This window comes from Sediminibacterium sp. GW821-FHT12F12, assembly GCF_058806635.1.
The window spans coordinates 199,173-221,768 of sequence record NZ_JBXAPW010000004.1 but is presented as its reverse complement, the minus strand read 5'-3'; the positions used below and the strand labels follow the sequence as shown (position 1 = coordinate 221,768).

Sequence of the window (22,596 nt, the reverse complement as noted above, 5' to 3'; positions counted from 1 at the left end):
TCAATGTTGTTTTTCGTGAAGGCCGCATTCTTTTTTACTGCTGTCTTCCCACCACCAGCGGCCTGCCCTGAAATCTTCGCCGGGTTGGGTGGCCCTGGTACAGGGTGCACAACCGATACTGATAAAACCACGGTCGTGCAAAGGATTATACGGCACGTTGTGCTGCGCGATATAGTTTTTTACCGCTGCCGTATCCCAGTTAAGCAAAGGATGGTATTTTAGGAGTTGGTTGGCTTCATCCCATTCCAGCTGCGACAGATCCTGCCGGGAAGAAGAATGCTCGGCACGTAAGCCGGTAATCCATACCGCGTTGCCTGCAAGAGCCCGTTTCAGGGGTTCTACTTTCCGGATCTGGCAACAGGTTTTCCGGTTCTCTACCGATTCGTAAAATGCATTGGGACCATTTTTTTCTACAAAGGATTCCAGCAATGAACGATCAGGATAATAGGCTTTTACCGGAATGCCATAACGTGTAAGCGTACTATTCCAGACAGAATAGGTTTCTGCAAACAAGCGACCTGTATCCAGCGTAAACAAATGAACGGGCAATCCGCTTTCAGCAATTTCATGGGTAATTACCTGGTCTTCCATACTGAAACTGGTAGAGAACACCAGTTTGCCCGGATAGAGTTCTGCTAATAGCTGTAAGGTTTCTCTGATGCTGAGAGACTTGATGTTTGTTTGTAGTTGTGCGAGGGTTGGTGTTGAAATAACTTCCATGGTTAACGTGTTGTAGGGTAAAGAGAACTGTTATGCCAAATGTGATTACATCAGCAACAGCAACACGGTAACGGTTTAATAGAAGTTGTTCTGAAAAGCATAAAGTCTACTTAATTGATAGGCAAATATATAGTCTACATACTTAATAGACAATAAAATTAACAGACTTTTTTTCAGTAGCAGAAAACAGAACGAATGGATGTTAGTTTAAAAAGTCTAATGCACTGACTGCCAACTCACAGCCGAATCATTTGTTCGCCTCCTTTTAACAGAATGCGTTTTCCTTTCCAGATGAATTCGCCCTTGAGTTGGGCTGGCAGGTTGATTCGGGCTTCTACACCGATACTTCCTATTCGCTGCAGATTCACTTTAATGGTTCCCTGCGGATGGGGCATTTCGCCCTGCACACTGGTTAACTCTCCCATGGCTGGCTCAATGCGCACAGAAGCAAATCCCGGCGAAGCCGGTACAATACCACAGATGGTGGCGAGGAAATCGTAATTCGGACTGGAGCTCCAGGCATGACAATCAGAACGGGTGGGATCAGGATTTTCTGCGAAAGTAGTGAGGCCATTGGCGATCATTCCCCGCCAAGGCGTTAACTGCGAATAATACCTGTCTGCCATGCCTGCTTTTTTCAATGCCCGGTTCAGATAAAACCGGTAATAGAAAGTGGCCTGGCTGAGAGAGGTATCGTAAAGAATTTTCTGCAAAGCTGCCTGCTGGTCTGCTTCCGGAATAGCACCGGTTAATACAGCCATGATACCTGCATGCTGACTGAATGTTTTTTTAGCCGGTGTATTGGCCATTACCCTTTTTGTCTGATCAAAACATAAACGATAAGTGGCTTTGTTCAGTTGATCTGCCAGTTGCCGGTAATGGGCCGCTTCTGTTTTTCTGCCAAACCCATCAAACAATGCTGCGGCCTGTTGTAAAGTGGCTACATATTGTAAAGTGATCACGGAAGAATTTCCATCGGTGGCCCCATCGGGTACGCCATTGGGGAAGGCATGGTTCCAATCTACAAAACCCCACCATTTCATGGGGCCCAGCATTTGTTGCTGCTGGTCAATTTTCTGTTCATACCAATCCAGCACACCGGTAATGGGTACCAGAAAATTTCGGATAAAGGCTGGATCCTTCCGGTGCATCCAGTAATCATAGATCATCGATACCCAGTATAAAGAAAACGGCGGAATTACCTGTAAACGGCTGCTGGGATAACGTCCCTGGGTTAATCCTCCCGGCACACGGGAATGATAAAAATCCAGCAGGGCTTTGCGCATCAGTCTGTCATCACCCGCAACATACAAGGAGATCAATGATTGAATACGCGTATCGCCTTCGTATTGCAACTGCTCGTAGTAAGGACAATCAAAATAAGTTTCTCCCGCACAAAGTTGCGCGGTACGCCAGCCAATATCCCAGATCTGCTGCAGTGAGGCATCGTTACTGTTGAAGGAGGCTTTTACGGTGAAGGGATAGCCCGTTGCTGAACCATAGATGTCTTCTATCTGCAAGGGTTCGTCCTGCGTGGTGATATCCAATTGCAAAAACCGATACGTACGGAACCAGAGCGGACGGAAAAAACGTTGGCTTCCTCCATCAGGTAAAAAAATATCGTAATTGCCTTTGATGGTTTTGTCTTTGATCTCATTCCGGTTTCCCTTCAACCCATTTTTATCGAACAACGCTTCGGCATAAGTAAGCGTAACAGAAGCGCCTTTACCCTTGCTGACCAGTAATTCAGGATACGCAACGGTATTAAATCCCTGGTCCAGTAAAACAGATATGGTTTGATGAGCCGGTATCACCAATGGTTTGCCTCCTTTCAGAAAATCAGTTGTAGCCGAAATATTTTTTGTTTCCCTAACCGATGCGATCCGTTGCTGCTTTTCGAACATCAGTGGAATATTACGTGGTTGTAAGGTCCAGAGATTATCAGTGCCATAACCAGCCGTTACCGGGTTACTGAGACGTTTACCTGGTTGCCAGTGAGCATCGTTATAACCAGGCTGTTCCCATCCCCAGGGATAAGCAGAAGCATTTACCCTGTCGCCGGGACCAATCACCATATAGGTTCTTAAACGCGAACCATTATCTGTTGAGCAAGGTGTATACGCCGTATCACGAAAAACTTTCCAGCTATCGCCTGTATTCACCATCTTTTCTGCATCCCCATCGCCCTGCAATACAAAAGCTGTCTGGTTACTGATCTGTGCCACCGGCGCCAGCTCTCCCATATTCCATACCAGTGCTGCCAGGGTATTGTTGCCGGCCTGCAGGTAAGGTGCTATATCAACCGTTTCAAAATACCAGTTATACAGATCGCCACGGGCAGGGCCATTACAAACTGCTTTCCCATTAACGAATAAACGATACCGGTTATCAGCCGATACATGCACCACAAAACGGGAAGGCTTCTGCGCCAGCGAAATGGTTTTACGGAAATGATAGACACCGTATTCGCGTTGAGGTGCATCCGGACAACTGATCCAGGAAGCGGGCCAGCTGTTTTTTAACAAAGCAGGATTGATAGTAATGGATTCCTGTGCCGCTGCAACCAGTATGGTGAAGCATAAGAAAAGGAGGGAATACTTTTTCATGATGAACAGGTATTGATCTGTTACTATTGTTTCGTCAGCTTTTTGATCAGGTCCACTTCTTCCTGGCGATAAGGGCTGCCATCTTTGTTGAAAATATCATGGAACCATTCTTTGGGTTGCGAACCATCGCCGTGCGGATCGTCCCAGGCAAAAATGGTATTGGTTTTCCCATTTACAAATCCCCAGTTAATGGCACCTACTTTGTACTGCTTCAGCATGGGCATGATATTGGCAAAATAACTGTTACGGGTGCGGGCCATGTATTCGGTGCAGATCATGGGTCGGCCAAACGCTTTTAATAACTGGATCACCCGTTTGTGATCGGCCGGTGCATCGTAATTGTGGTAAGTGATGATATCTGAATTAAGTGCCTGAAACGAATTGTATTTCTCCAGGTTCCAGTCCCACAAACCCGCACTGATCGGTTGATCCGGATTGGCTGCTTTGGCCCACTCAAACACTTTCTTCAATAATACCAGCGAAGAATCTTTTTTGCCGCTGTTACCCGGTTCGTTGTACAGATCCCATAAAAGGATACGCTTGTCGTGTTTGAAATGCGTTAATACATCCGTCACATATTTTTGGAGGCGGGGATAAATGCTTACATCGTTCGACATCGGCTGACCCGGATCCTGTACCCAACCGGAATTGTGAATTCCTGTTTTAGGTTCGGGTTGTTTGCCGATGCGGGGCACTTTGTTCCAGCAATCATCGAAGAAAACAAAAATGGGTTCGATCTTATGTTTGGCTGCGATGGTGAGAAACTGGTCCATCCGTTTTTTGAACCCGGTTGCATCCTGCTGCCAGGCCAGGCTATGCAGGTAAACGCGAAGCGTATTAAAACCGAGGTTCTCTGCCCAGCCTAACTCCTTATCAATGGTAGCAGGATCAAAGGTATCGGCCTGCCACATTTCGAGCTGGTTAATGGCATTGGCAGGAATATAATTGGCTCCGGCCAGCCAGCGGTGTTGGCTATACCAGGCATTGGCTTTTTCGATGGACCAACGGGGGGATTGGGCAGAGAGGTTTGCAAGGCATAGGAAGAAAACAATGCAGATGTTGAATAGGGTTCGCATATAGGAGCAATGAGTGAATGAGTGGATGAGTGAATGAGTGAATTTGGATATGGACTATTTTTTGTTTACTACAAATTGATATTTGCCGGAACCGAGGGAGAGTTTTACGTAGCCCTCTCTGGTTTCGAGCAATTTGATGTCTTTTGATTGTGCAATGGGAGTACCGCTTTCTGTAACAGCATCGGCAGTTTTGGCGGGAACGAATACGGTAGCAGTTGTGTTGGCAGGTACTTCTATTTCCATCGTTAGTTGATCGCCGGATACTTTCCAGCTGTTGCTGAGTTTGCCGTAATAGGTTTGCAGGCTGGCAGCGGCGTTGGTAAAACCACCTCCAATATGCGGTTGAATTTTACTGTGTTTGTATCCGGTACCGTCTTCATAAGTATCCAGGCCCACCATTACCCTATACATCCAATCGCCGATGGCACCATAAGCATAGTGGTTATATGAATTCATGGATGGCACCTGGAAGGTTCCATCGGGTTTGATACCATCCCATCTTTCCCAGATAGTAGTGGCACCCATTTTTACAGGATATAACCAGGAAGGATATTTTTCCTGCAGCAATAAACTATACGCCAGGTCTGTATAACCAAAACGGGTTAACACATGGCAGAGATAAGGCGTTCCGAGAAAACCGGTAGTGAGGTGATTGCCGTAATCTTTCACATTGGCCGCCAGTCTTTCTGCAGCCTGCGCGCGCAGGTTTTCAGGCAACATATCAAAATTCAACGCCAACACATACGCAGTTTGTGTGCTGGATACCAGTCGGCCGGTGGCAGTAAGGTATTCTTTAGCAAAAGCCTCTTTGATATTTTTCAACAGCGATTCGTAACTGGTTACTTCTGCTGTTTTCCCCAACACCCGCGCTGTATTGATCAGTAGTTGCGTAGAATGCGCATAAAAACATTGTGCAATCAGGTACTTGTCTGTTACAGCAGATTTTCCATCGTTATCATCATGTGGACGGTAGAACAACCAATCACCAAAATGGAATCCTTTGTTCCAGAGATAATCTGTACTATTATTCTGCATGTAACCCACCCAGGCTTTCATACTGTTGTACTGGTTCTCCAATACTTTTTTATCGCCATAGGCGAGATATACATTCCAGGGAATAATGGTAGCTGCATCGGCCCAACCGGCGGAACCTGCTGAGCCGGCACCTAATACATTCGGTACAACAAAGGGCACGCTGCCGGTGGGTAACTGGTCGGCCTCCACATCTTTTAACCATTTGGCAAAGAAATTATGCACGTTCATATTAAAGGCAGCGGTGCGGGAGAATGCCTGTGCATCACCCGTCCAGCCCAGCCGTTCATCTCTCTGCGGGCAATCCGTAGGCACATCGAGGAAATTGCCTTTCTGTCCCCATTCAATATTATGCTGTAACTGGTTCACCAATGGATGCGAAGAAGAGAAGGTGCCGGTTGTGGGCATATCTGAATACAGTGCCACTGCAGTAAAATTCTCTGGCTTTAGTTCGCCGGGATATCCTTCCAGTTTGATAAACTGGAAACCATGCCAGGTAAAATGCGGTTCAAATATTTCTTCTTCGCCTCCTTTCAGAATATAGGTATCCTGCGCTTTGGCGGCACGAAGATTGGTGGTATAAAAATTGCCTGTTTTATCGAGTACTTCCGCGTGCGATACCACGATCTTATCGCCTGCATTACCTTTCACTTTCAGTGTAACCCAGCCTACCAGGTTCTGGCCAAAATCGATCACTTTTTCGCCCGAAGGGGTGGTGATGATCCGTTTTGCCTGGAATTCGTCTTTCCGTCTGATCGGTTCATTGTAGGTGGCTACCAATACATTCATCGGATGTGAAGTGGTTTTTACGCCGCTCCATTTACTATCATCATAACCCGGTAATGTCCAGCCGGTTTTTTCTTCGCGGGCATCAATGGTTTCACCATTATAGATCTCGCTGTAACGGATGGCTCCGGTACTTGATTTCCAGCTGTCATCAGATACCACCTGTTCGGTACTGCCATCGCTGTAAGTGATGGTTAACTGAAACAGCAGCGCGATATCTTTTCCGTACACATTCCTGTTATTGGAAAAACCGATTACCCCTCTATACCAGCCACTACCAAGGGTAACGCCAATAGCGTTGGCTCCTTTCTGCAAAAGTGAGGTTACATCATATACCTGGTATTGCAGACGTTTCTTGTAAGCTGTCCAGCCGGGCGTAAAATACGCATCACTGATGCGCTTCCCATTGATTTGTGCCTCATACAATCCATGTGCGGTAATATACGCGGTAGCGGATACGATCTTTTTATTGGCAGCAAACTGTTTGCGGAATAGCGGGCTGGGACGCATCACCGAATCTTCCCTATAGCCGGGCTCTATCCATCGGGCTTTCCAATCGGTGATTTGTAAGAGGCCCATCTGAAAACTCCCGGCTTCGCTGGAAGCGGGTTGGGCTGTATGGTTATCCCATACCTGTACCGACCAATTATATTTTTTTCCACTCTGCAAAACTTTGCCTGCGTAAGGAACATACACGGATTGATCAGACATGATCTTTCCGGAGCTCCATACCGTATTCTTTTTATTACCTGCCTCCCATACCTGGATGGCATAAGCTGTTTGCATGGTATTACGCTGTGTGGCCGAAAGCTGCCAGCTAAAGCGGGGCGCCTGTTCTTCTACCTCAATAGGGTTGGGTTTGTTCTCAGTCAGGAGATGACCTACTGAGGTCTGGGCAAAAGCAGTAGCTACCAAACAGGGCAGCAGCAGGCATAGAATTTTCTTCATGGCAGGAAATGTTTATCGATAGCGTTATAAGTATATACGGAAAACTAAACTAAGTTCTCTTTTAACCATCATGAACTGTGCTGCCCCAACAGGTAGACAACTATCTGCCCGCTATCCGGTATTTCCCGTTCACAGTAATCCCAGGCCAGTTATCGGTACGGAAAGGCACTGCCGGTAACCCGGATTGGTTAAATAGATTGGCAGCACCTGCATCATCGGCCCAGGCATACCGAACAGCCATGGGCACAGCCACTTCTGTGGCACTGAGGATCACCTGCCTGCCCTGGATGCGTGCATTGGCTCTGTAAAATTTATGATCCTCACCGGCTATTTCAAATCCTGCCAGCATATCGGCCTGTCCTCGGGTTCTTAAACCCTCATCATGCGTAAAAGAAACTGTCACATCTTTGCCGGTTACTTTCATAGACTGATAAACGGGTCCACTAAAGACCACATTTTTACTGTAGGTATGATGCAGGGCCACCAATGCCAACCGTTTCCCTACATCCTGTTTGTTGCGGGGATGAATATCTTTTGCATTACCGATATCAGTGGTTACGGCCATGCCGGTATTAGGTAAAGAGAGCGTCATGGTTTGCGCCTCTCGCAGTTCGGCCCAGGTACTGCCCTGCTGGCTGTTTCCGTTGGCCGAGTTGAAACTGGAGAGTTGCACAAAATAGAAAGGAAAATCGCCCTGTTTCCAGCGGCTTCTCCAATCATTGATCATGAGCGGGAAAGCTTTGCGGTATTGATAGGCCCGGCCCGCATTACTCTCTCCCTGGTACCAGATGGCTCCCTTAATGGCATAGGGAATCAGCGGGTGTACCATGGCATTGAATAAGAGAGAAGGAAAACTATTCGGTCCTACAGAAGAAGATTGCGTAACCGATGCCACCTGGAATTTCCATGCACCACTCAGCGCAACAGTACTGCCTTTACAGATTAACTGCAGTTCAGCAGCATCTCCATACAAACCACCACCCCCACCGGTATCTTCTACCCGGATGGCAATGGTATTGGAACCCTCTTTAAAAACACCTGGCGGAACAATGTATAATCGTTTCTGGTTGTACCCATTGGTAGAACCCACTTTCACCCCATTTACATAGGTTTCTTCATTATCATCAATCATACCAAGCAAAAGATCGGCGCCATTGGCTGCCTGTGCTGCGGTAAGTGTAATGGTTTTACGCAACCATACAATGCCATCCAGATCGGGCAATCCCTGCGACTCCCATAAACCCGGCAATTTCATTTCGGGCCATGACTGATCGTTGAATCCAGATTCTTTCCAGGAGGCAATGACCGCTTCGGTGGGTAATACACCTTGTATTTTTTGGATCCTTGCTTCTGTCTGTTTCTTTTTAGTAGCAGCAATGGAATCAAGATTTACCCGCTGTACTCCTTTATACAAATCCCTGAATTCTTCGCTGCGTTCAAAAGCTTCGCGACTTGTCCAGGTTTCCACATCGGTACCCCCCCAGCTGGTATTGATCAAACCGATGGGGATCTTCAGTTCCTGCTGCAGGTTCCTGGCAAAAAAATAACCTACTGCGGTAAAACTACCTACCTGCGCGGGGTTGGCACTATGCCATCCGTTACCGGCCTTGGTATCTGTAGCTGGATAAACCGAGATGGTATTAGGGATTTTATGCTGGCGGATCGTTGGATAAGCGGCCGCAGCAATTTCTGCTTCGCTGTTGTTGGTATTGGTTACGGTCCATTCCATGTTCGACTGTCCGGAGCAGATCCATACATCCCCCACCAGTACATCTTTGTATTCAATCTGCGTACTGCCTTTCACTACCAAACGATAAGGACCACCTGCTTTTTCAGCATCCAGGTTTACCCGCCAGTTACCATCAGCACTGGTTACCGCTGTTTTGGTTTGATCATGCAACTGAACAGTGATCTTCTCTCCTTTGGCGGCCCAACCCCAGACAGGAATGGATCTGTCTCTTTGCAGCACCATACTATCACCAAAAATCTGTGGGATACGTAACTGGGCATGGGTATCTGTGAATAGGGTAACCAGTAAAAAGGCAAGCAGGATCTTTTTCATAGTGGTGTTATCAATTGTATAGATGTATTTTTCTTTTCTCTGCGTAAACTCCCCGCTCTCTCGTTCTCTGCGGTGAATGGAACTCACACCAACCGCAGAGAACGAGAGAAGCGGAGGTTTCGCAGCGCTATATTTTCTTTTGATCGATGCTGCTCTCGTCCTTCTCCCATCCTGTTTCTTTCAAGGCCGGATCATTTTCTTTTTTGAGAAAGTCGGCTTCCGATAAAGAAGCCGCATCCCATTGTAACAAAGCTTCATCCGGTACTTTGTTCACCGGCACTTTCCATGACTCAGAACTTTCGTTATACGCCAGATTGGATTGGGAACTGTAACAGGAAATAATGGACCAGCGCGGATGTTCCGACAGATTGGCTTCTGAGCGGTGCAGCAGGTTGGGATGAAAGAACAAGGCATCCCCGGCTTCCAGCTCGCAATACACCAGTTCCATGCTTTGCAGCGCATTGTTCACCATTACCATATCGGCACCTACCTGTTCGCCGGCAAAACCATGGTTCACCCGACCCATTTTATGCGAACCTTTGATCACCTGCAAACAGCCGTTCTCTTTATTAGCAGGTGTTAAAGCCACCATAACACTGATCAGCTGGTCTGGAAACATAAACTGGTTTTTATACCAATACCCGTAATCCTGGTGCCATTCCCAGGCACCACCTACCCGCGGTTCTTTCTGCATCAGCTTGGAATGAAAATGACAGACAGGGGCATCACTATCGAGTAAAGCAGCTACTCCATTCACCATTTTTTCGCTCCGCGTTAAATAGCCAAATACATCGTTACCTGGCGTGAACCAGAGAGAGAGTTTTGTTTTTTTGCCCGACTGGTCATTCAGATCCAGGGCGTTTTTATGCATGGCATCATCTTCCAGTGCTGTATGATACAGTTTGTCTACCTCAGGTTTACTGCAGAACTGTTTGATCAACAGGTAACCATCCCGATGATATGCTGCAATCTGTGAAGCGGTGAAGGCAAATGACATAAAGCCGGTATATAATTATTAAGCTGTTTGAATTAGCTCGTTCTCCTCTGCGTAAACTCCCCGTCCTCTCGTTCTCTGCGGTTGGATGAAGCTTTAACCAACCGCAGAGAACAAGAGAAGCGGAGGTTTCGCAGAGCGTTACATAAAACTATCTGCCTCGCGATACGCTTTGATCAGGGCCAGTTCTCCTTCTTTACCCGGAGCCGCATTACCATGTTCCATACCTAACACCCCTTTGTATCCTTTACCATGAACATGTTTGAAGATATTCCGGTAATTCATTTCGCCTGTACCGGGCTCTTTTCTACCGGGATTATCTCCTATCTGCAGATAAGCGATCTCATCCCAGGCACGGTTCATATTGGGAATGATATTGCCTTCATTTCGCTGCATGTGGTACATATCGAACAGGATCTTACAGGAAGGACTGTTAACTGCTTTACAGATGGCATAGGTTTGATCGGAATAACGCAGAAAGAGATCCGGCGTATCACTTAAAGGTTCCAGCACCATTACCAATCCGGAAGGTTCCAGTATCTCTGCGCCGCGACGGAGGAACTCGATCACATTGGCTGTTTGAAAACCCATGGGGAGGGTTCTGTCGAAATTACCCGGCACTACGGTTGCCCATTTGGCACGGCAGCGTTTGGCTACTTCCAGTGCATCCTTACAGTATTGGATGAATTTATCTTTCCATTCCTTTTTACCACCGGCCATATTGGTTGAAAGGGGCCATTTATCGAACTCGATCACAAACACGCCCATGCGCCAGCCCAGTTGTTCCATGATGTCGCCGATGCGTTTTTGTTGTTCGGGTGTGCGGCTCATCATACCATTGTCTTCCAGTGCGCGGAAGCCTACAGAGTGTGCAAATTTGATCTGGTCTACAATATCAGCACCTCCATGATTTTTGAACATACCATCGTGGATGGCATAAGGCAGATGAAAGGGTTCATTGTTATCGAGCAGGTCTTTTTTTTGCTGTGCAGAGAACGCAGTGCTGGCTGTAATCAGCGATCCACCGGCCAGTAAACTTTGCTGCATAAACTTTCTTCTTTGCATATGCCTTTTTTTTGTGCTTAAATTTACTGATAACAACCACAAAACAGACAGTTTGCACAAACTATTCCTTTTCTTTTTTTTAACCTGCCTGACCGGGCTGTTAACCCACGCACAGGAAAGAAAGTTTCATTTTACCGAAAATAAAATGGGTTCGCCCTTTAACCTGCTACTCGTAACCGATGATTCGCTGGAAGCCGTAGCGCTGGCGCGGGAATGTTTTGCCCTCGTAGATACACTCAATGGCCTGTTCAGTGATTACGATAGTACGAGTGAACTGAGCCGTCTCAATGCCAGCGCCGGTAAAGAACCCATGATTGTTTCTTCCAGATTATGGAATCTATTGATCAGCAGTCGCCAGGCCTGGCAAGAGAGTAAACATGCATTTGATATTACCATCGGTCCGCTGAGTCGTTTGTGGCGGAAAGCAAGAAAGGAGAAAAAATTTCCTGACAGTTCAGAAGTTGTACAACGGAAAGCCCAGGTGGGTTTTCAGCAACTACAGCTGCACCCGGCTGATCACAGTGTGTATTTACCACTGAAAGGAATGCAATTAGACCTTGGCGGCATTGCCAAAGGGTATACGGCACAGGAAGTGGTGAACTATCTCACCCGTAAAGGAATTACCCGATCGCTGGCAGATGCGGGTGGAGATATGGTGATGAGTCAGCCCCCGCCCAATAGCCGGGGCTGGACCATTGGTGTGAACGTACCTGAAACAACTGATGATCTCTTACCCCGAAAACTGTTATTGCAAAACAAAGCCGTTGCCACATCCGGCGATGCGTATCAATATATTGAACACAAAGGCAAACGGTATTCGCATATTGCAGATCCGCGAACCGGCTATGGTATTTCTTCGCAAAGAAATGTAACGGTGATTGCTGATAACGGCGCGTTGGCCGATTGGTTGGCTACTGCCTGTAGTATTCTTTCTATTAAGGAAGCAATGCAACTGGCGAAAAAAATGAAAGCTGAATTATTGATCACAGAATTACAGAACAAGCATGTTGTGTATTATGACTCACCGGGGTTCAATCGGTACTGGAAGAGATGAGTAATGTTCTTTTAACTATCTGCTATGAAACTTTCTCTGCGAAAACTCCCTGCCCTCTCGTTCTCTGCGGTTGGATAGTGTTTTTACTGCACCCACAGAGTTCAGCGAAGCCGCATTTTCACATAGGAATCAATACGATCCAGTGAAGACCATCACCTAAATTCCACCATATTGAATCCTGCTTTCGGTTTGATTATTTCACTATCTTTTCACCACCAAATATTGCTACGTGAAAAGAGTTGTTTTCCTGTTATTTTCTTCCCTCCTGCTTGTGGCAACAGGCAGGGCACAGACCAATAAAACCATATTTTCCAGTTACGAACAATCGATACCCGGCAGTACGCTCAGTTTTACCATGAAGCCTATTCCTGCGGGCGAGTTTTTGATAGGCAGTGCCCCCGCAGAAAAAAGAAGAGAAGCCGATGAAGGTCCGCAACAAAAAATCAAACTCTCCGCATTCTGGATGAGTGCCCACGAAGTAACACGCGATGCTTTTGATGTATTTTTCAAAGACGAGAATACCAGCGCTAATAACGATGTTGATGCGATCACGAGGCCCAGTCCGCAGTATATTGACCTTAGCTGGGGCATGGGCAAAGAAGGTGGTTACCCGGTAAACAGTATGTCGCAGATGGCGGCTTTGATGTACTGCCGCTGGTTGTACGATAAAACCGGCGTCTTCTACCGCTTACCCACAGAAGCCGAATGGGAATATGCCTGCCGCGCAGGCAGTACCACCTCCTACTATTTTGGTAACGATAGCACCCAATTAGACAAATATGCCTGGTATGCCAATAACAGTGAAGACAAGTTTCACAAAGTGGGCGAAAAATTACCCAATGCCTGGGGGCTTTATGATATGCTCGGCAACCTGATGGAATGGACCATGGATCATTATGAGGCCAACCGCTACAGTGCACTCAGTAGCGCTATTGATCCGATAATGGCACCCAACAAAAAGAAATACCCCAAAACCCTGCGCGGTGGTGGTTTTGAACAAACAGCCGGCGAGTTACGCAGTGCCAATCGTTTTGCATCTCACCCCGACTGGAATATCCGCGACCCGCAGATTCCGCAGAGCAAATGGTGGTTAACAGATGGCAGCTGGGTGGGTATCCGTTTGGTGAGACCCGTGCAAGCACCTTCCGCAAAAGAGATCAACGATTTTTTTAACAAATACCTGGGCCGATAAACTTTTAAAATCTGTTTTATGCAAAACGATGCTTCCCAAAACAACTCCAGAAGAGAATTTGTAAAACAAAGTTCACTGATTGCCGGTGGACTGATTGCTGCACCTTTTTTAAGCCGCGCCAATTATTTTGCCGGATCGGATGAAGTGATCAAAGTAGCCCTTATTGGCTGCGGTGGCCGCGGTACCGGTGCTGTCATGCAGGCGCTGAAGAGCAAACAGAATGTAAAACTGGTGGCGATGGCAGATGCTTTTCAGGACAACCTTGATAAATGTTACGAGTCGCTCACCAATGAAGAAGATGCCAAAAACGCCGATGCGCGCAAACGGATCGACGTACCCGCAGAAAGAAGGTTCTCCGGTTTTGATGGATACCTGAAAGCCATTCCGCTGGCAGATGTGGTGATACTGGCCACACCTCCCGGTTTCCGCCCGATCCATTTTGAAGAAGCCATCAAACAGAACAAACATGTATTCATGGAAAAGCCGGTAGCTACCGATCCGGCCGGTGTGCAGAAAGTATTGGCTACCGCGGCTATTGCCAAACAGAAAAAACTGAACGTAGTGGTGGGCTTACAGCGCCATTACCAGAACTCTTACCGTGAACTGTACAAACGCAAAGACATGATCGGCGATATCACTTCGGCGCAGGCCTGGTGGAACAATGATGGTGTTTGGGTAAGACCCCGCAAAGCCGGACAAACCGAAATGGAATACCAGATGCGTAACTGGTACTACTTTAACTGGCTCTGCGGCGATCATATTACCGAACAGCATATTCACAATATTGATGTGATCAACTGGTTCAAAGGCGCCTACCCTGTGAAAGCCCAGGGTATGGGTGGCCGTCAGGTACGTAAAGGGAAAGAACATGGCGAGATCTTTGATCACCACTATGTGGAGTTTACCTATGCCGATGGATCGATCCTGAACAGCCAGTGCCGCCACATACCCGGCACTATGAGTAAAGTGGATGAATTACTGATCGGTACCAAAGGAAAAATTTTCTGCGGTGCCGCCAATATCACAGATGCATCAGGAAAAGTGGTATATCATTTTGATACCAAGGGAGAACCCAACCCTTACCAGGTAGAACATGATGAGCTGTTTGCTGCCATTGCCAAAGGCGAATACAAATTTGCTGATGCAGAGAATGGGGCGCATAGTACCATGACTTCTATCCTGGGAAGAATGGCCACTTACAGCGGACAGGTAGTGAACTGGGATAAAGCCATTAATTCCGGACTCGATATCATGCCAAAAGTGTTTGCATGGGATGCAGCACCACCGGTATTGCCTGGTGCGGATGGATTTTACCCGATTGCAACACCTGGGGTAACCAAATATTAACCGTCGTCTTTAACCGCGCCTTTGCGCCTCCGCGAGAAAATTTTCACGCAAAGGCGCAAAGGCGCGGTTTTTTATTGCTTAGAATAACAGGACCACTTTTCCTTTTTCCACTGCCGGATCTTCGATCAGCCTGAGTGCTGCATGAATTTCGGTGAAAGGATAACGGTGGGTGATCATATCTGCTACTTCAATTCTCCCTTGTTTGAAATGTTCGATCACTACCGGAAATTGGTTATTGTGCAATCTCGATCCGCGCACATCTATTTCTCTGGCGGTAATACTCAATTGCATAATTGCAGAAGGTTCTTTGGTAAAGCCCAATGGAATTACCCTGCCTGCGGCACAAACATAGCTAAGTGCCTGTTCAAAAGATTTGACGGAACAGACGGCATCAATGACTACTGTGGCACCATTTCCATTCGTCAACCGTTTGATCTCTTCTCCGGGATCGGTTTGTTTTGCATTAATCACCGCATCGGCATCATAGCTTTTAGCCAGTGCCAGTCGGGTATCGAGTATATCAGAAATATAACAGGTGGCACCGGATAGTTTCGCTCTCTTCAATACACTTAATCCTACCGGCCCCGCTCCCATAATAAATACAGTATCTTCTTTGGTGATCTGCGCCCGCCAGCAAACCTGTTCTGCAATGGTAAAAGGTTCAATCATCACGGCTTCTTCCCAGCTGAGCTGCGGGGGTATGAGATAGATACTTTCCTGTGGCAATACAATATATTCCTGGTAACCGCCATCTACATGTACCGATCTTACCTGGAGTTGGCTGCAAACATTGCGCCGCCCAGTTTTGCATTGGTAACAGTTACCGCAGTAGATCACCGGATCCATTACCACCCGATCGCCCACAGCAAAATCAGTTACCTGTGTACCGATAGCCATGATCTCTCCCGCTATCTCATGCCCAATTACCCGCGGATAAGTGGCTACGGGTGATGTACCATGATAGATATGAACATCTGACCCACAGATACCTGCGGCTTTTACTTTGATGAGTACTTCATTGCCTGTATTTATCTCAGGCATCGGCCTTTCCTCGATCATGAGATGATGGGGAGATTGTACACAGAGTGCTTTCATACATGCATTGATTTATAGAATTCCCTTTGCGAAGACTCCCCTTCTCCGCCCCTCTGCGGTTTGCCAGAACTTACACCAACCGCAGAGAACAAGAGAGGCAGAGTTTTCGCAGAGATTTTTAAACGCACTTAGCTGGCCAGTTCTTTTACTTTATTCCAGATCAGATCATCTACGGGTATACCAGCTTCCGTGTTCTCTTTTCTCTTTTTAGCTGCCTGTTCACCCGGAAAAAAGATCTCATTCCCTTCTTCTGCCGGCACTGCGTGTTTCAGCTGTGCCACGGTCATTTCCAGTACCTGATCGATCATCTCCTGCGTATTGATCTTTAACGGATCAATAGCGATGAACACCTGTGAGCAACCACCACAACTGCCTTTGCCGTTCTGATCAATGCCAGCCGTACATAAGCCGCCGGATACCAGTGCCGAGATCAGATCGAGCATGATGGTAAAACCAGCTCCTTTCCAGTAACCGATAGGCACTACCCTTCTGGTTTTGGAAATGATATCGGGATTATCTGTCAGTTTTCCTTCTTCATCAAAACCTCCGGGAAAAGGCAGGCGCTGGTTTTTCCCTTCCATGCCCCAGATCTTTCCGTATGAATATTGCGACATGGCCATATCAAATACCACATGCCCTTCTTTACGTGGCACGGCCATTACAAAAGGATTATTACCCACCGCTTCCGATTTGGCACCCCAGGGTGGCATACAGGATTCGGTATTGGTCCAGCAGATACCGATAAAACCTTTATCAGCTGCCTGCCAGCCATAGGCTCCGCCACGCATCCAGTGTGTGGTATTCTGCAAACCAACCATACCGATCCCATTCGCCGCAGCCATTTCAGTAGCGCGGTTCATGGCAAACAGAGCGTTCAGTACGCCTGGCCCCAGGTTACCGTTATAGGTTTCCAATGCACCGAGATTAATTACCAAACTGGGTTCTGCATCGGCCACTACCCATCCCTTCAACAGGTATTCTACAAAACGTTCTACCCGGTTCAGTCCGTGCGAAGCCACGCCATCGCGTGAAGATTCTGTATGGATCTGTGCACAGATATCTGCTTTTTTTTCTGACATACCTGCTTTGATGAAAGCGGTTTTGATGGTTTGCTTCATGTCTGCAAAAGGAACTCTTGTCATATAAACTGTTTGTGTTAATGATAATCTTTTTTCTCTGCGAAAACTCCCTGTTCTCTGCGGTTGGATGAAGTTTACACCAACCGCAGAGAACAAGAGAGGCGGAGGTTTCGCAGAGAGATGGTTGTTTACTACTTAATCCCTATTCACTTTCTTTTGTAATTCGCCAAGAATACGCCTCCCATAATTAATACCGCTGCCATGATCTTTGGCGGACTCAATACTTCATGCAGGATGATCACAGAAGCAATAGTAGTAAAAAAAGGTTGCGTATAAATATAGGAACCCGTTACGGCAGCACCCAGTTTATTGATACTGTAATTCATTAAGCGGTAAGCAAAAAAAGTTCCGCCCATCACCACATATACCAGGCAGAACCAACTCAGAAAATCGAAAGATGCCCATTGCACGGTAGTTAGCGGCCCCCAGCCAATGGGCAGGCTGGCAAACATACCGAACAGGAAAACCCATTGCAGGATATGATTGGCCTTGTATTTCATCATCAGCGGTTTGATAGCGATCACATAGGTAGAGTAACTCAGTGCCCCCAGTATCACGAACATATCGCCCAGTGACTGGTTCTCGCCGGTTATGCTGGATACATCTCTCGCAAATACAAGTAAAGCACCACCTGAAATCCCCAATAACAGTCCGGTTATTTTTAACCTTGTTAATCTTTCGCCCAGGAACCAGGCAGCCAGTATGGTAATGGTAATAGGTGTGGTGAGAATGAGTAAGGACGCATGGATAGGACTGGTAAACGCCATGCCCAGCACAGAAAAAGTCTGGTTCATGGTAATACCTGCCAGGGCGCAGAGAAATAAACGGAGATAATCTTTTTTTTCAATACCGGTTTTAACCGGGTTCAAAATAAACATGGACCAGAAAAGGAAACTGGCCGAACAGATCCGGATCGCTGTTAGAGCCAGTGGAGGAACCAGGTGCGGACTGATATGCTTAACAGCTATCACACTGGTGCCGAAGAAAAAATTCCCGAGTAATACGGCGATTCTTGCTTTTTGTTTCTCAGTCATTAGCTGATCCTCTTTTCACCCTTGCATAAAAAAAGAAAGGGATGATCCGCGAAGGAGTTCCCTTTCCGTTGCTATATAAACCCAACTGCTGCTACTACTAATATTTAAACACTTTTCCACCCGCCATCACTTCCTGTGTTTTTTCATCGAAAGTTACTTTCTCGCCGGTGCGGCAGGCCGCATTTGCCATGATGGTGGCGATAGAATGTGTATAGCCTGCTTCCACCGGTGCATTGGGTTGCTTACGGCTGCGGATACATTCCATCCAGTTACGAATATGTGCCGTGGTTAAGGCATCACCTCCGGTATTGGCACCGGCTTCTACCTTCACAACTGTATCGGTCAGATTCAGCTCCGGCAACAGATTGGGCTGCATTTTCATGGCGGCGGCGGCCCCTGCACGCAAACCACCTTTGGGCGACACTTTATTGGTGATCAGATTCAGTTCTCCCCCATTGCTGTAATAAAGTTCAGCGGGATTGTCATCCCCATTGTGCATGCGCGACATGAACACTACCTGGAACCCGGTAGTAGGATCATTGGCTGGTCCATACTCAAATACAGCAGTAGTAGTATCCCAGTTTCTACGACCATCTTTCCATTGGTAAATACCACCGTTGGCGGTAACGCTTCTGGGGTGATCCAATCCACTGAACCAGTTAACCGTATCAATCTGGTGGCTCATCCACTGACCCGGCATACCGGATGAATAAGGCCAGAACAAACGATATTCGAGGTATTTTCTCGGATCGAAATTTTCGTAAGGACGATTCATCAGGAAGCGTTTCCAGTCAAGATCGGCTTCGCGGCAATTGGCTACCAGGTCGGGCCTTCTCCAGCGACCGGGCTGGTTCACATTCCAGGTTAATTCTACCATGGTAATAGGGCCAAACTTTCCGCTCTGTATAAAGTCAGCCGCCGCCTTATAGTTAGGCCCGCTTCTGCGCTGTGAACCGATCTGCACGATCCTGTCGGATGCTTTTACTACTTTCAGAGCAGCACGGTTATCTTCCATGGTTTCGGCAAATGGTTTTTCGCAATACACATCGCAACCGGCTTTCACGGCTTCTATGCAATGCAGGGCATGCTGAAAGTCGGCGGTGCTGATGAATACTGCATCCACAGCTTTGGCTGCATACATTTCTTCGTTGTTGCGGTAACCGGTAACATCGTGCCCCATTTTATCTTTCAGGAAGGCTGCGCCTTCTTCTCTTCTTCTTTTCCAGATATCGGATACCCCAACAATATCAAAGTTCATCTCTTTATAAAACTTCATGAATGGCGGGATATGCGAACTGCGGTGACGGTCAGAGAAACCCACCACACCTACCCTTACCCGATCGTTGGCACCCATGATACGCGCATAACTTTGTGCACTGATACCTGCCGTAGCAATATAAGTGCCGGCTGCTGCCTTAGCGGTTTGCTTGATGAAATCCCTGCGTGAGTTTGACATATGGCAATTGTATTTGAATGAAAATTTACAGGTTAAAATATTCTTTCGCGTTATGGTAACAGATGTCTTTGGCAATACCTCCGATCCAGGCTTCATCATTCGGCAGGATGCCCTTCTCCATTTCATCCCCTAACAGGTTACAAAGAATGCGTCTGAAATACTCGTGCCGCGGGAACGAGAGGAAACTGCGACTGTCGGTGATCATCCCTATAAAGGTACTGATCAATCCCATATTGGATAAGGCATTCAGCTGTTTTTCCATACCCTCTTTCTGGTCAAGGAACCACCAGCCGGAACCAAACTGCATTTTACCCTTGATACTGCCATCGTTGAAATTTCCAAGCATGGTCGCAAACACTTCGTTATCGGAGGGATTGATATTATAGATAACCGTTTTGGCCAATTGATTGGACTGGTCGAGATGATCGAAGAATACTGACATTTGTAAAGCCTGCGGAAAATCACCGATGGAATCAAAACCACTATCCGCACCCAGTAATTGGTTCAGGCGGGTATTGTTATTCCGGATAGGGCCCAGGTGAAACTGCTGTACCCAGTCTTTGGCATGATACATCTTACATAGCTGCACCAATACATACCCCATGAACGCTTCCGGGTCGGAATAACTGCCTTTTCTGTCTGACAGAAAAAACTGCAGTTCAGATTCCAACTGTGCGCTGAATTCGAAGCGGGCAGGCATCTGTGTTAATCCATGATCGGATACTCGACAGCTATTGGCATGAAAATAATCCACCCGGTTCTGTAATGCCTGCAACAGGGAGTTGATATCTTTTACTGTAATACCGCTTGCCTGTTCCAGCAGTGCCAGGTTATCAAAAAAACTTTTTTTATTGCCGATCATCAGTACCCGGTCAGGACGGAAAGAAGGTGATACCCGGATAGAGAAATTTTCTGCTGCAAGTGATTGGTGATATTCAAGACTATCCCAAGGCTCATCTGTGGTACCGATGTATTCAACATTAAAAGAACCCAGAATGGCCCTTGTTTTGTGCGAGGGCTGTGCCAATAATTCATTACATCTTTGATACACGGAGGAAGCCGACTTCGCATCGAGATACCCGTTGATGCCAAACACATTCTTCAGTTCCATATGTGTCCAGTGAAACAAAGGGTTGCGCACGGTTTGCGGAACCACCCTGGCCCAGGCATGAAATTTGTCTTCGTCACCTGCATCGCCGGTGATCAGTTTTTCCGGCACACCCAGGGTACGCTGTGCCCTCCATTTATAATGATCGCCTTTTAACCAGATATCGGTCAGGTTGGCAAACTGCCGGTTAGCGGCAATATCTGCAGGAGACAAATGGCAATGGTAATCGATCACAGGAAGCCCTTTCACATGATCGTGGTATAACCGCCTCGCTGCTTTTCCCTGTAATAAAAAATCTTCCGTTAAAAAATATTCGCTCATGGCTTCTGTGTTAAAGGGATAAAAGGATTATACACCGCTGAATACAGTAAACCCACCGTCTACGCCCAGCTGCATACCGGTAACAAAACGGGATGCATCACTCAGCAGGTAGATCAATGCCCCTACCAGTTCTTCCGGTTTACCAAAACGTTTGAAAGGGGTGTTTTTGATGACCAGGTTACCACGATCGGTAAAACTGCCGTCGCTATTGGTTAACAAGGTTCTGTTCTGTTCAGTAAGAAAAAAACCAGGCATAATGGCATTCACGCGGATACTATCCCCAAAACGGTTGGCTACTTCAACAGCAAACCATTGGGTATAACAATCTACCGCTGCCTTACCCATACTGTATCCAAGCACTTTGGTCACCACCTGTTTGGAACTGACAGAAGATATATTCACAATACTACCGCCGCCGCTTTTCGCCATTACACCGCCAAATACCTGTGTAGGAATAATGGTACCCCATACATTCAGCACCATCGCTTTTTTCATTCCGTCTATATTCATGGAGAAGATATCAGCATCCGGCTGTAATACTCCTTCCGGCATATTACCGCCTGCACCGTTTACCAACCCATCTATCCGGCCGCATTTCTCCAGTATAAAATCTCTCGCACGCACCAGATCTGCTTCTTCCAGTACATCTGCTACTACAGCCAGTGCTTTACCACCATTGCTTATGATTTCCTGAGCCCTTTGTTCTGCTATGGCTGCATTGCGACCCAGGATCACCGCTGTTCCACCTGCTGCTGCAATTCCTTTTACAAAAGCCCCGCCTAAAATGCCTGTTCCGCCAGTTACAACAATTACTTTCCCTTTTAGTGAAAACAACTCATTCGATTCCATGTCCTTCGTTTATTGATTCTATGAATTTGATTCTTTTTTGGCTGATATGCGTTATGGCTCTTTTAAATTTACGAAAACGATGTAGCGTCCACTCCTTTTATTCGTGTATCATTTCCACTCTTTTAATATCCCTCAGGGCTACCCGTACTTCTTTTCTTTTTTTGATAAAGACCAAAACACTATCCTGTTGCTTTTGTATCACACCTTCCATGATCACACTATCATTATGATCAAACACTTTCAGCGGTGTTTTATGTTCTATAAAATAAGTATAGGCCGATGCATTGTAACTGGATACAACGGCCTGTCTGCTTACGCCCTGCCCCTTTTTAGTGGTGATCAGGATCACCCCCGCTGCCCCCTGCGCACCATAAGCCGATGCGGATGCGGCATCTTTCAGTACACTGATCCCGTCTACATCCTGTGGATTGACAGCGCTGATATCGCCTGAATAAATTGCACCATCTACTACAAAGAGCGGCGGCTTCTGGTTATTAAAACTACCTATCCCGCGAACAACCACAGAACCACCTGTTTTGTCGTTACTCAATGTAACCTCCAAACCAGGTACATCCCGAAGCATCTCAAAAATAGACCTGTAAGTAGTTCCTTTGATGGTTTGCAACGGTTTTAGCTGCGCCATGGCCTGTAAGGAAATACAACACAGGCAAACCCAAAAAATACTTCCGGCAAAGGTTAGTGTTTTCATACA

The 22,596-nt window shown here is 46.8% G+C and carries 17 protein-coding genes; 3 read left to right on the top strand and 14 right to left on the bottom strand.

The features are described 5' to 3' along the window. The 7 genes from AC1RNB_RS08520 to AC1RNB_RS08490 all read right to left on the bottom strand — a co-directional run bounded on the left by AC1RNB_RS08520 (position 1) and on the right by AC1RNB_RS08490 (position 11,289). Positions 1-720, bottom strand: coding sequence for a phosphoadenylyl-sulfate reductase (locus AC1RNB_RS08520; RefSeq protein WP_493082247.1), 720 nt, complete (start codon positions 718-720; stop codon positions 1-3). Between the two features lie 236 nt (positions 721-956). Beyond that, a complete protein-coding gene (locus AC1RNB_RS08515) occupies positions 957-3,326 on the bottom strand; it encodes an alpha-L-rhamnosidase-related protein (protein ID WP_493082246.1) in 2,370 nt (789 codons plus the stop codon). Positions 3,327-3,349: 23 nt separating this feature from the next. Continuing rightward, positions 3,350-4,402, bottom strand: a complete 1,053-nt coding sequence (locus AC1RNB_RS08510) for a cellulase family glycosylhydrolase (RefSeq protein WP_493082245.1) — start codon at positions 4,400-4,402, stop codon at positions 3,350-3,352. A 54-nt stretch (positions 4,403-4,456) separates the two neighbouring features. Further along, complete coding sequence (locus AC1RNB_RS08505) at positions 4,457-7,168, bottom strand: family 78 glycoside hydrolase catalytic domain (RefSeq protein ID WP_493082244.1); 2,712 nt, start codon at positions 7,166-7,168, stop codon at positions 4,457-4,459. A gap of 100 nt (positions 7,169-7,268) precedes the next feature. Then, positions 7,269-9,230, bottom strand: a complete 1,962-nt coding sequence (locus AC1RNB_RS08500) for a sialate O-acetylesterase (RefSeq protein ID WP_493082243.1) — start codon at positions 9,228-9,230, stop codon at positions 7,269-7,271. A gap of 127 nt (positions 9,231-9,357) precedes the next feature. Further along, positions 9,358-10,227, bottom strand: a complete 870-nt coding sequence (locus AC1RNB_RS08495; protein WP_493082242.1) for a phytanoyl-CoA dioxygenase family protein — start codon at positions 10,225-10,227, stop codon at positions 9,358-9,360. A gap of 138 nt (positions 10,228-10,365) precedes the next feature. Continuing rightward, positions 10,366-11,289 carry a hydroxypyruvate isomerase family protein gene (locus AC1RNB_RS08490; RefSeq protein WP_493082241.1) on the bottom strand — a complete coding sequence of 308 codons (924 nt, stop codon included), beginning with the start codon at positions 11,287-11,289 and terminating at the stop codon, positions 10,366-10,368. A gap of 52 nt (positions 11,290-11,341) precedes the next feature. On the opposite strand from AC1RNB_RS08490, the gene AC1RNB_RS08485 reads away from it, so the two are divergent. The 3 genes from AC1RNB_RS08485 (at position 11,342) to AC1RNB_RS08475 (ending at position 14,882) form a co-directional block, all read left to right on the top strand. Next, positions 11,342-12,343, top strand: coding sequence for an FAD:protein FMN transferase (locus tag AC1RNB_RS08485; RefSeq protein WP_493082240.1), 1,002 nt, complete (start codon positions 11,342-11,344; stop codon positions 12,341-12,343). Between the two features lie 229 nt (positions 12,344-12,572). Beyond that, positions 12,573-13,535: a formylglycine-generating enzyme family protein gene (locus AC1RNB_RS08480; RefSeq protein ID WP_493082239.1), complete on the top strand. Its 963-nt coding sequence runs from the start codon at positions 12,573-12,575 to the stop codon at positions 13,533-13,535. A gap of 18 nt (positions 13,536-13,553) precedes the next feature. Beyond that, the gene (locus AC1RNB_RS08475) at positions 13,554-14,882 is read left to right on the top strand and encodes a Gfo/Idh/MocA family protein (RefSeq protein ID WP_493082238.1); all 1,329 of its coding nucleotides are present in this window, start codon (positions 13,554-13,556) and stop codon (positions 14,880-14,882) included. 78 nt (positions 14,883-14,960) lie between these two features. Here AC1RNB_RS08475 and AC1RNB_RS08470 read toward each other — a convergent pair whose 3' ends face one another. The 7 genes from AC1RNB_RS08470 to AC1RNB_RS08440 all read right to left on the bottom strand — a co-directional run bounded on the left by AC1RNB_RS08470 (position 14,961) and on the right by AC1RNB_RS08440 (position 22,593). Beyond that, complete coding sequence (locus AC1RNB_RS08470; protein ID WP_493082237.1) at positions 14,961-15,977, bottom strand: zinc-binding alcohol dehydrogenase family protein; 1,017 nt, start codon at positions 15,975-15,977, stop codon at positions 14,961-14,963. A gap of 128 nt (positions 15,978-16,105) precedes the next feature. Further along, a complete protein-coding gene (gene yiaK / locus AC1RNB_RS08465) occupies positions 16,106-17,119 on the bottom strand; it encodes a 3-dehydro-L-gulonate 2-dehydrogenase (RefSeq protein WP_493082236.1) in 1,014 nt (337 codons plus the stop codon). A gap of 143 nt (positions 17,120-17,262) precedes the next feature. Further along, positions 17,263-18,150 (bottom strand): DMT family transporter, encoded by an 888-nt coding sequence (locus tag AC1RNB_RS08460; protein WP_493082235.1) that lies wholly within the window; start codon positions 18,148-18,150, stop codon positions 17,263-17,265. Positions 18,151-18,247: 97 nt separating this feature from the next. Continuing rightward, positions 18,248-19,606 carry a Gfo/Idh/MocA family protein gene (locus AC1RNB_RS08455; protein WP_493082234.1) on the bottom strand — a complete coding sequence of 453 codons (1,359 nt, stop codon included), beginning with the start codon at positions 19,604-19,606 and terminating at the stop codon, positions 18,248-18,250. A gap of 25 nt (positions 19,607-19,631) precedes the next feature. Further along, the gene (gene uxaC, locus AC1RNB_RS08450; RefSeq protein WP_493082233.1) at positions 19,632-21,035 is read right to left on the bottom strand and encodes a glucuronate isomerase; all 1,404 of its coding nucleotides are present in this window, start codon (positions 21,033-21,035) and stop codon (positions 19,632-19,634) included. A gap of 27 nt (positions 21,036-21,062) precedes the next feature. Further along, a complete protein-coding gene (locus AC1RNB_RS08445; protein WP_493082232.1) occupies positions 21,063-21,884 on the bottom strand; it encodes an SDR family oxidoreductase in 822 nt (273 codons plus the stop codon). Positions 21,885-21,981: 97 nt separating this feature from the next. Then, positions 21,982-22,593 carry a TonB-dependent receptor plug domain-containing protein gene (locus tag AC1RNB_RS08440; protein WP_493082231.1) on the bottom strand — a complete coding sequence of 204 codons (612 nt, stop codon included), beginning with the start codon at positions 22,591-22,593 and terminating at the stop codon, positions 21,982-21,984. Between the last annotated feature and the right edge of the window lie 3 nt (positions 22,594-22,596).

What these genes read in the sequence shown, in the direction of transcription:
- AC1RNB_RS08520 (WP_493082247.1), bottom strand. Translation starts at nt 720, where the DNA reads ATGGAAGTTATTTCAACACCAACCCTCGCACAACTACAAACAAACATC.
- AC1RNB_RS08515 (WP_493082246.1), bottom strand. Translation starts at nt 3,326, where the DNA reads ATGAAAAAGTATTCCCTCCTTTTCTTATGCTTCACCATACTGGTTGCA.
- AC1RNB_RS08510 (WP_493082245.1), bottom strand. Translation starts at nt 4,402, where the DNA reads ATGCGAACCCTATTCAACATCTGCATTGTTTTCTTCCTATGCCTTGCA.
- AC1RNB_RS08505 (WP_493082244.1), bottom strand. Translation starts at nt 7,168, where the DNA reads ATGAAGAAAATTCTATGCCTGCTGCTGCCCTGTTTGGTAGCTACTGCT.
- AC1RNB_RS08500 (WP_493082243.1), bottom strand. Translation starts at nt 9,230, where the DNA reads ATGAAAAAGATCCTGCTTGCCTTTTTACTGGTTACCCTATTCACAGAT.
- AC1RNB_RS08495 (WP_493082242.1), bottom strand. Translation starts at nt 10,227, where the DNA reads ATGTCATTTGCCTTCACCGCTTCACAGATTGCAGCATATCATCGGGAT.
- AC1RNB_RS08490 (WP_493082241.1), bottom strand. Translation starts at nt 11,289, where the DNA reads ATGCAAAGAAGAAAGTTTATGCAGCAAAGTTTACTGGCCGGTGGATCG.
- AC1RNB_RS08475 (WP_493082238.1), top strand. Translation starts at nt 13,554, where the DNA reads ATGCAAAACGATGCTTCCCAAAACAACTCCAGAAGAGAATTTGTAAAA.
- AC1RNB_RS08470 (WP_493082237.1), bottom strand. Translation starts at nt 15,977, where the DNA reads ATGAAAGCACTCTGTGTACAATCTCCCCATCATCTCATGATCGAGGAA.
- yiaK (WP_493082236.1), bottom strand. Translation starts at nt 17,119, where the DNA reads ATGACAAGAGTTCCTTTTGCAGACATGAAGCAAACCATCAAAACCGCT.
- AC1RNB_RS08460 (WP_493082235.1), bottom strand. Translation starts at nt 18,150, where the DNA reads ATGACTGAGAAACAAAAAGCAAGAATCGCCGTATTACTCGGGAATTTT.
- AC1RNB_RS08455 (WP_493082234.1), bottom strand. Translation starts at nt 19,606, where the DNA reads ATGTCAAACTCACGCAGGGATTTCATCAAGCAAACCGCTAAGGCAGCA.
- uxaC (WP_493082233.1), bottom strand. Translation starts at nt 21,035, where the DNA reads ATGAGCGAATATTTTTTAACGGAAGATTTTTTATTACAGGGAAAAGCA.
- AC1RNB_RS08445 (WP_493082232.1), bottom strand. Translation starts at nt 21,884, where the DNA reads ATGGAATCGAATGAGTTGTTTTCACTAAAAGGGAAAGTAATTGTTGTA.
- AC1RNB_RS08440 (WP_493082231.1), bottom strand. Translation starts at nt 22,593, where the DNA reads ATGAAAACACTAACCTTTGCCGGAAGTATTTTTTGGGTTTGCCTGTGT.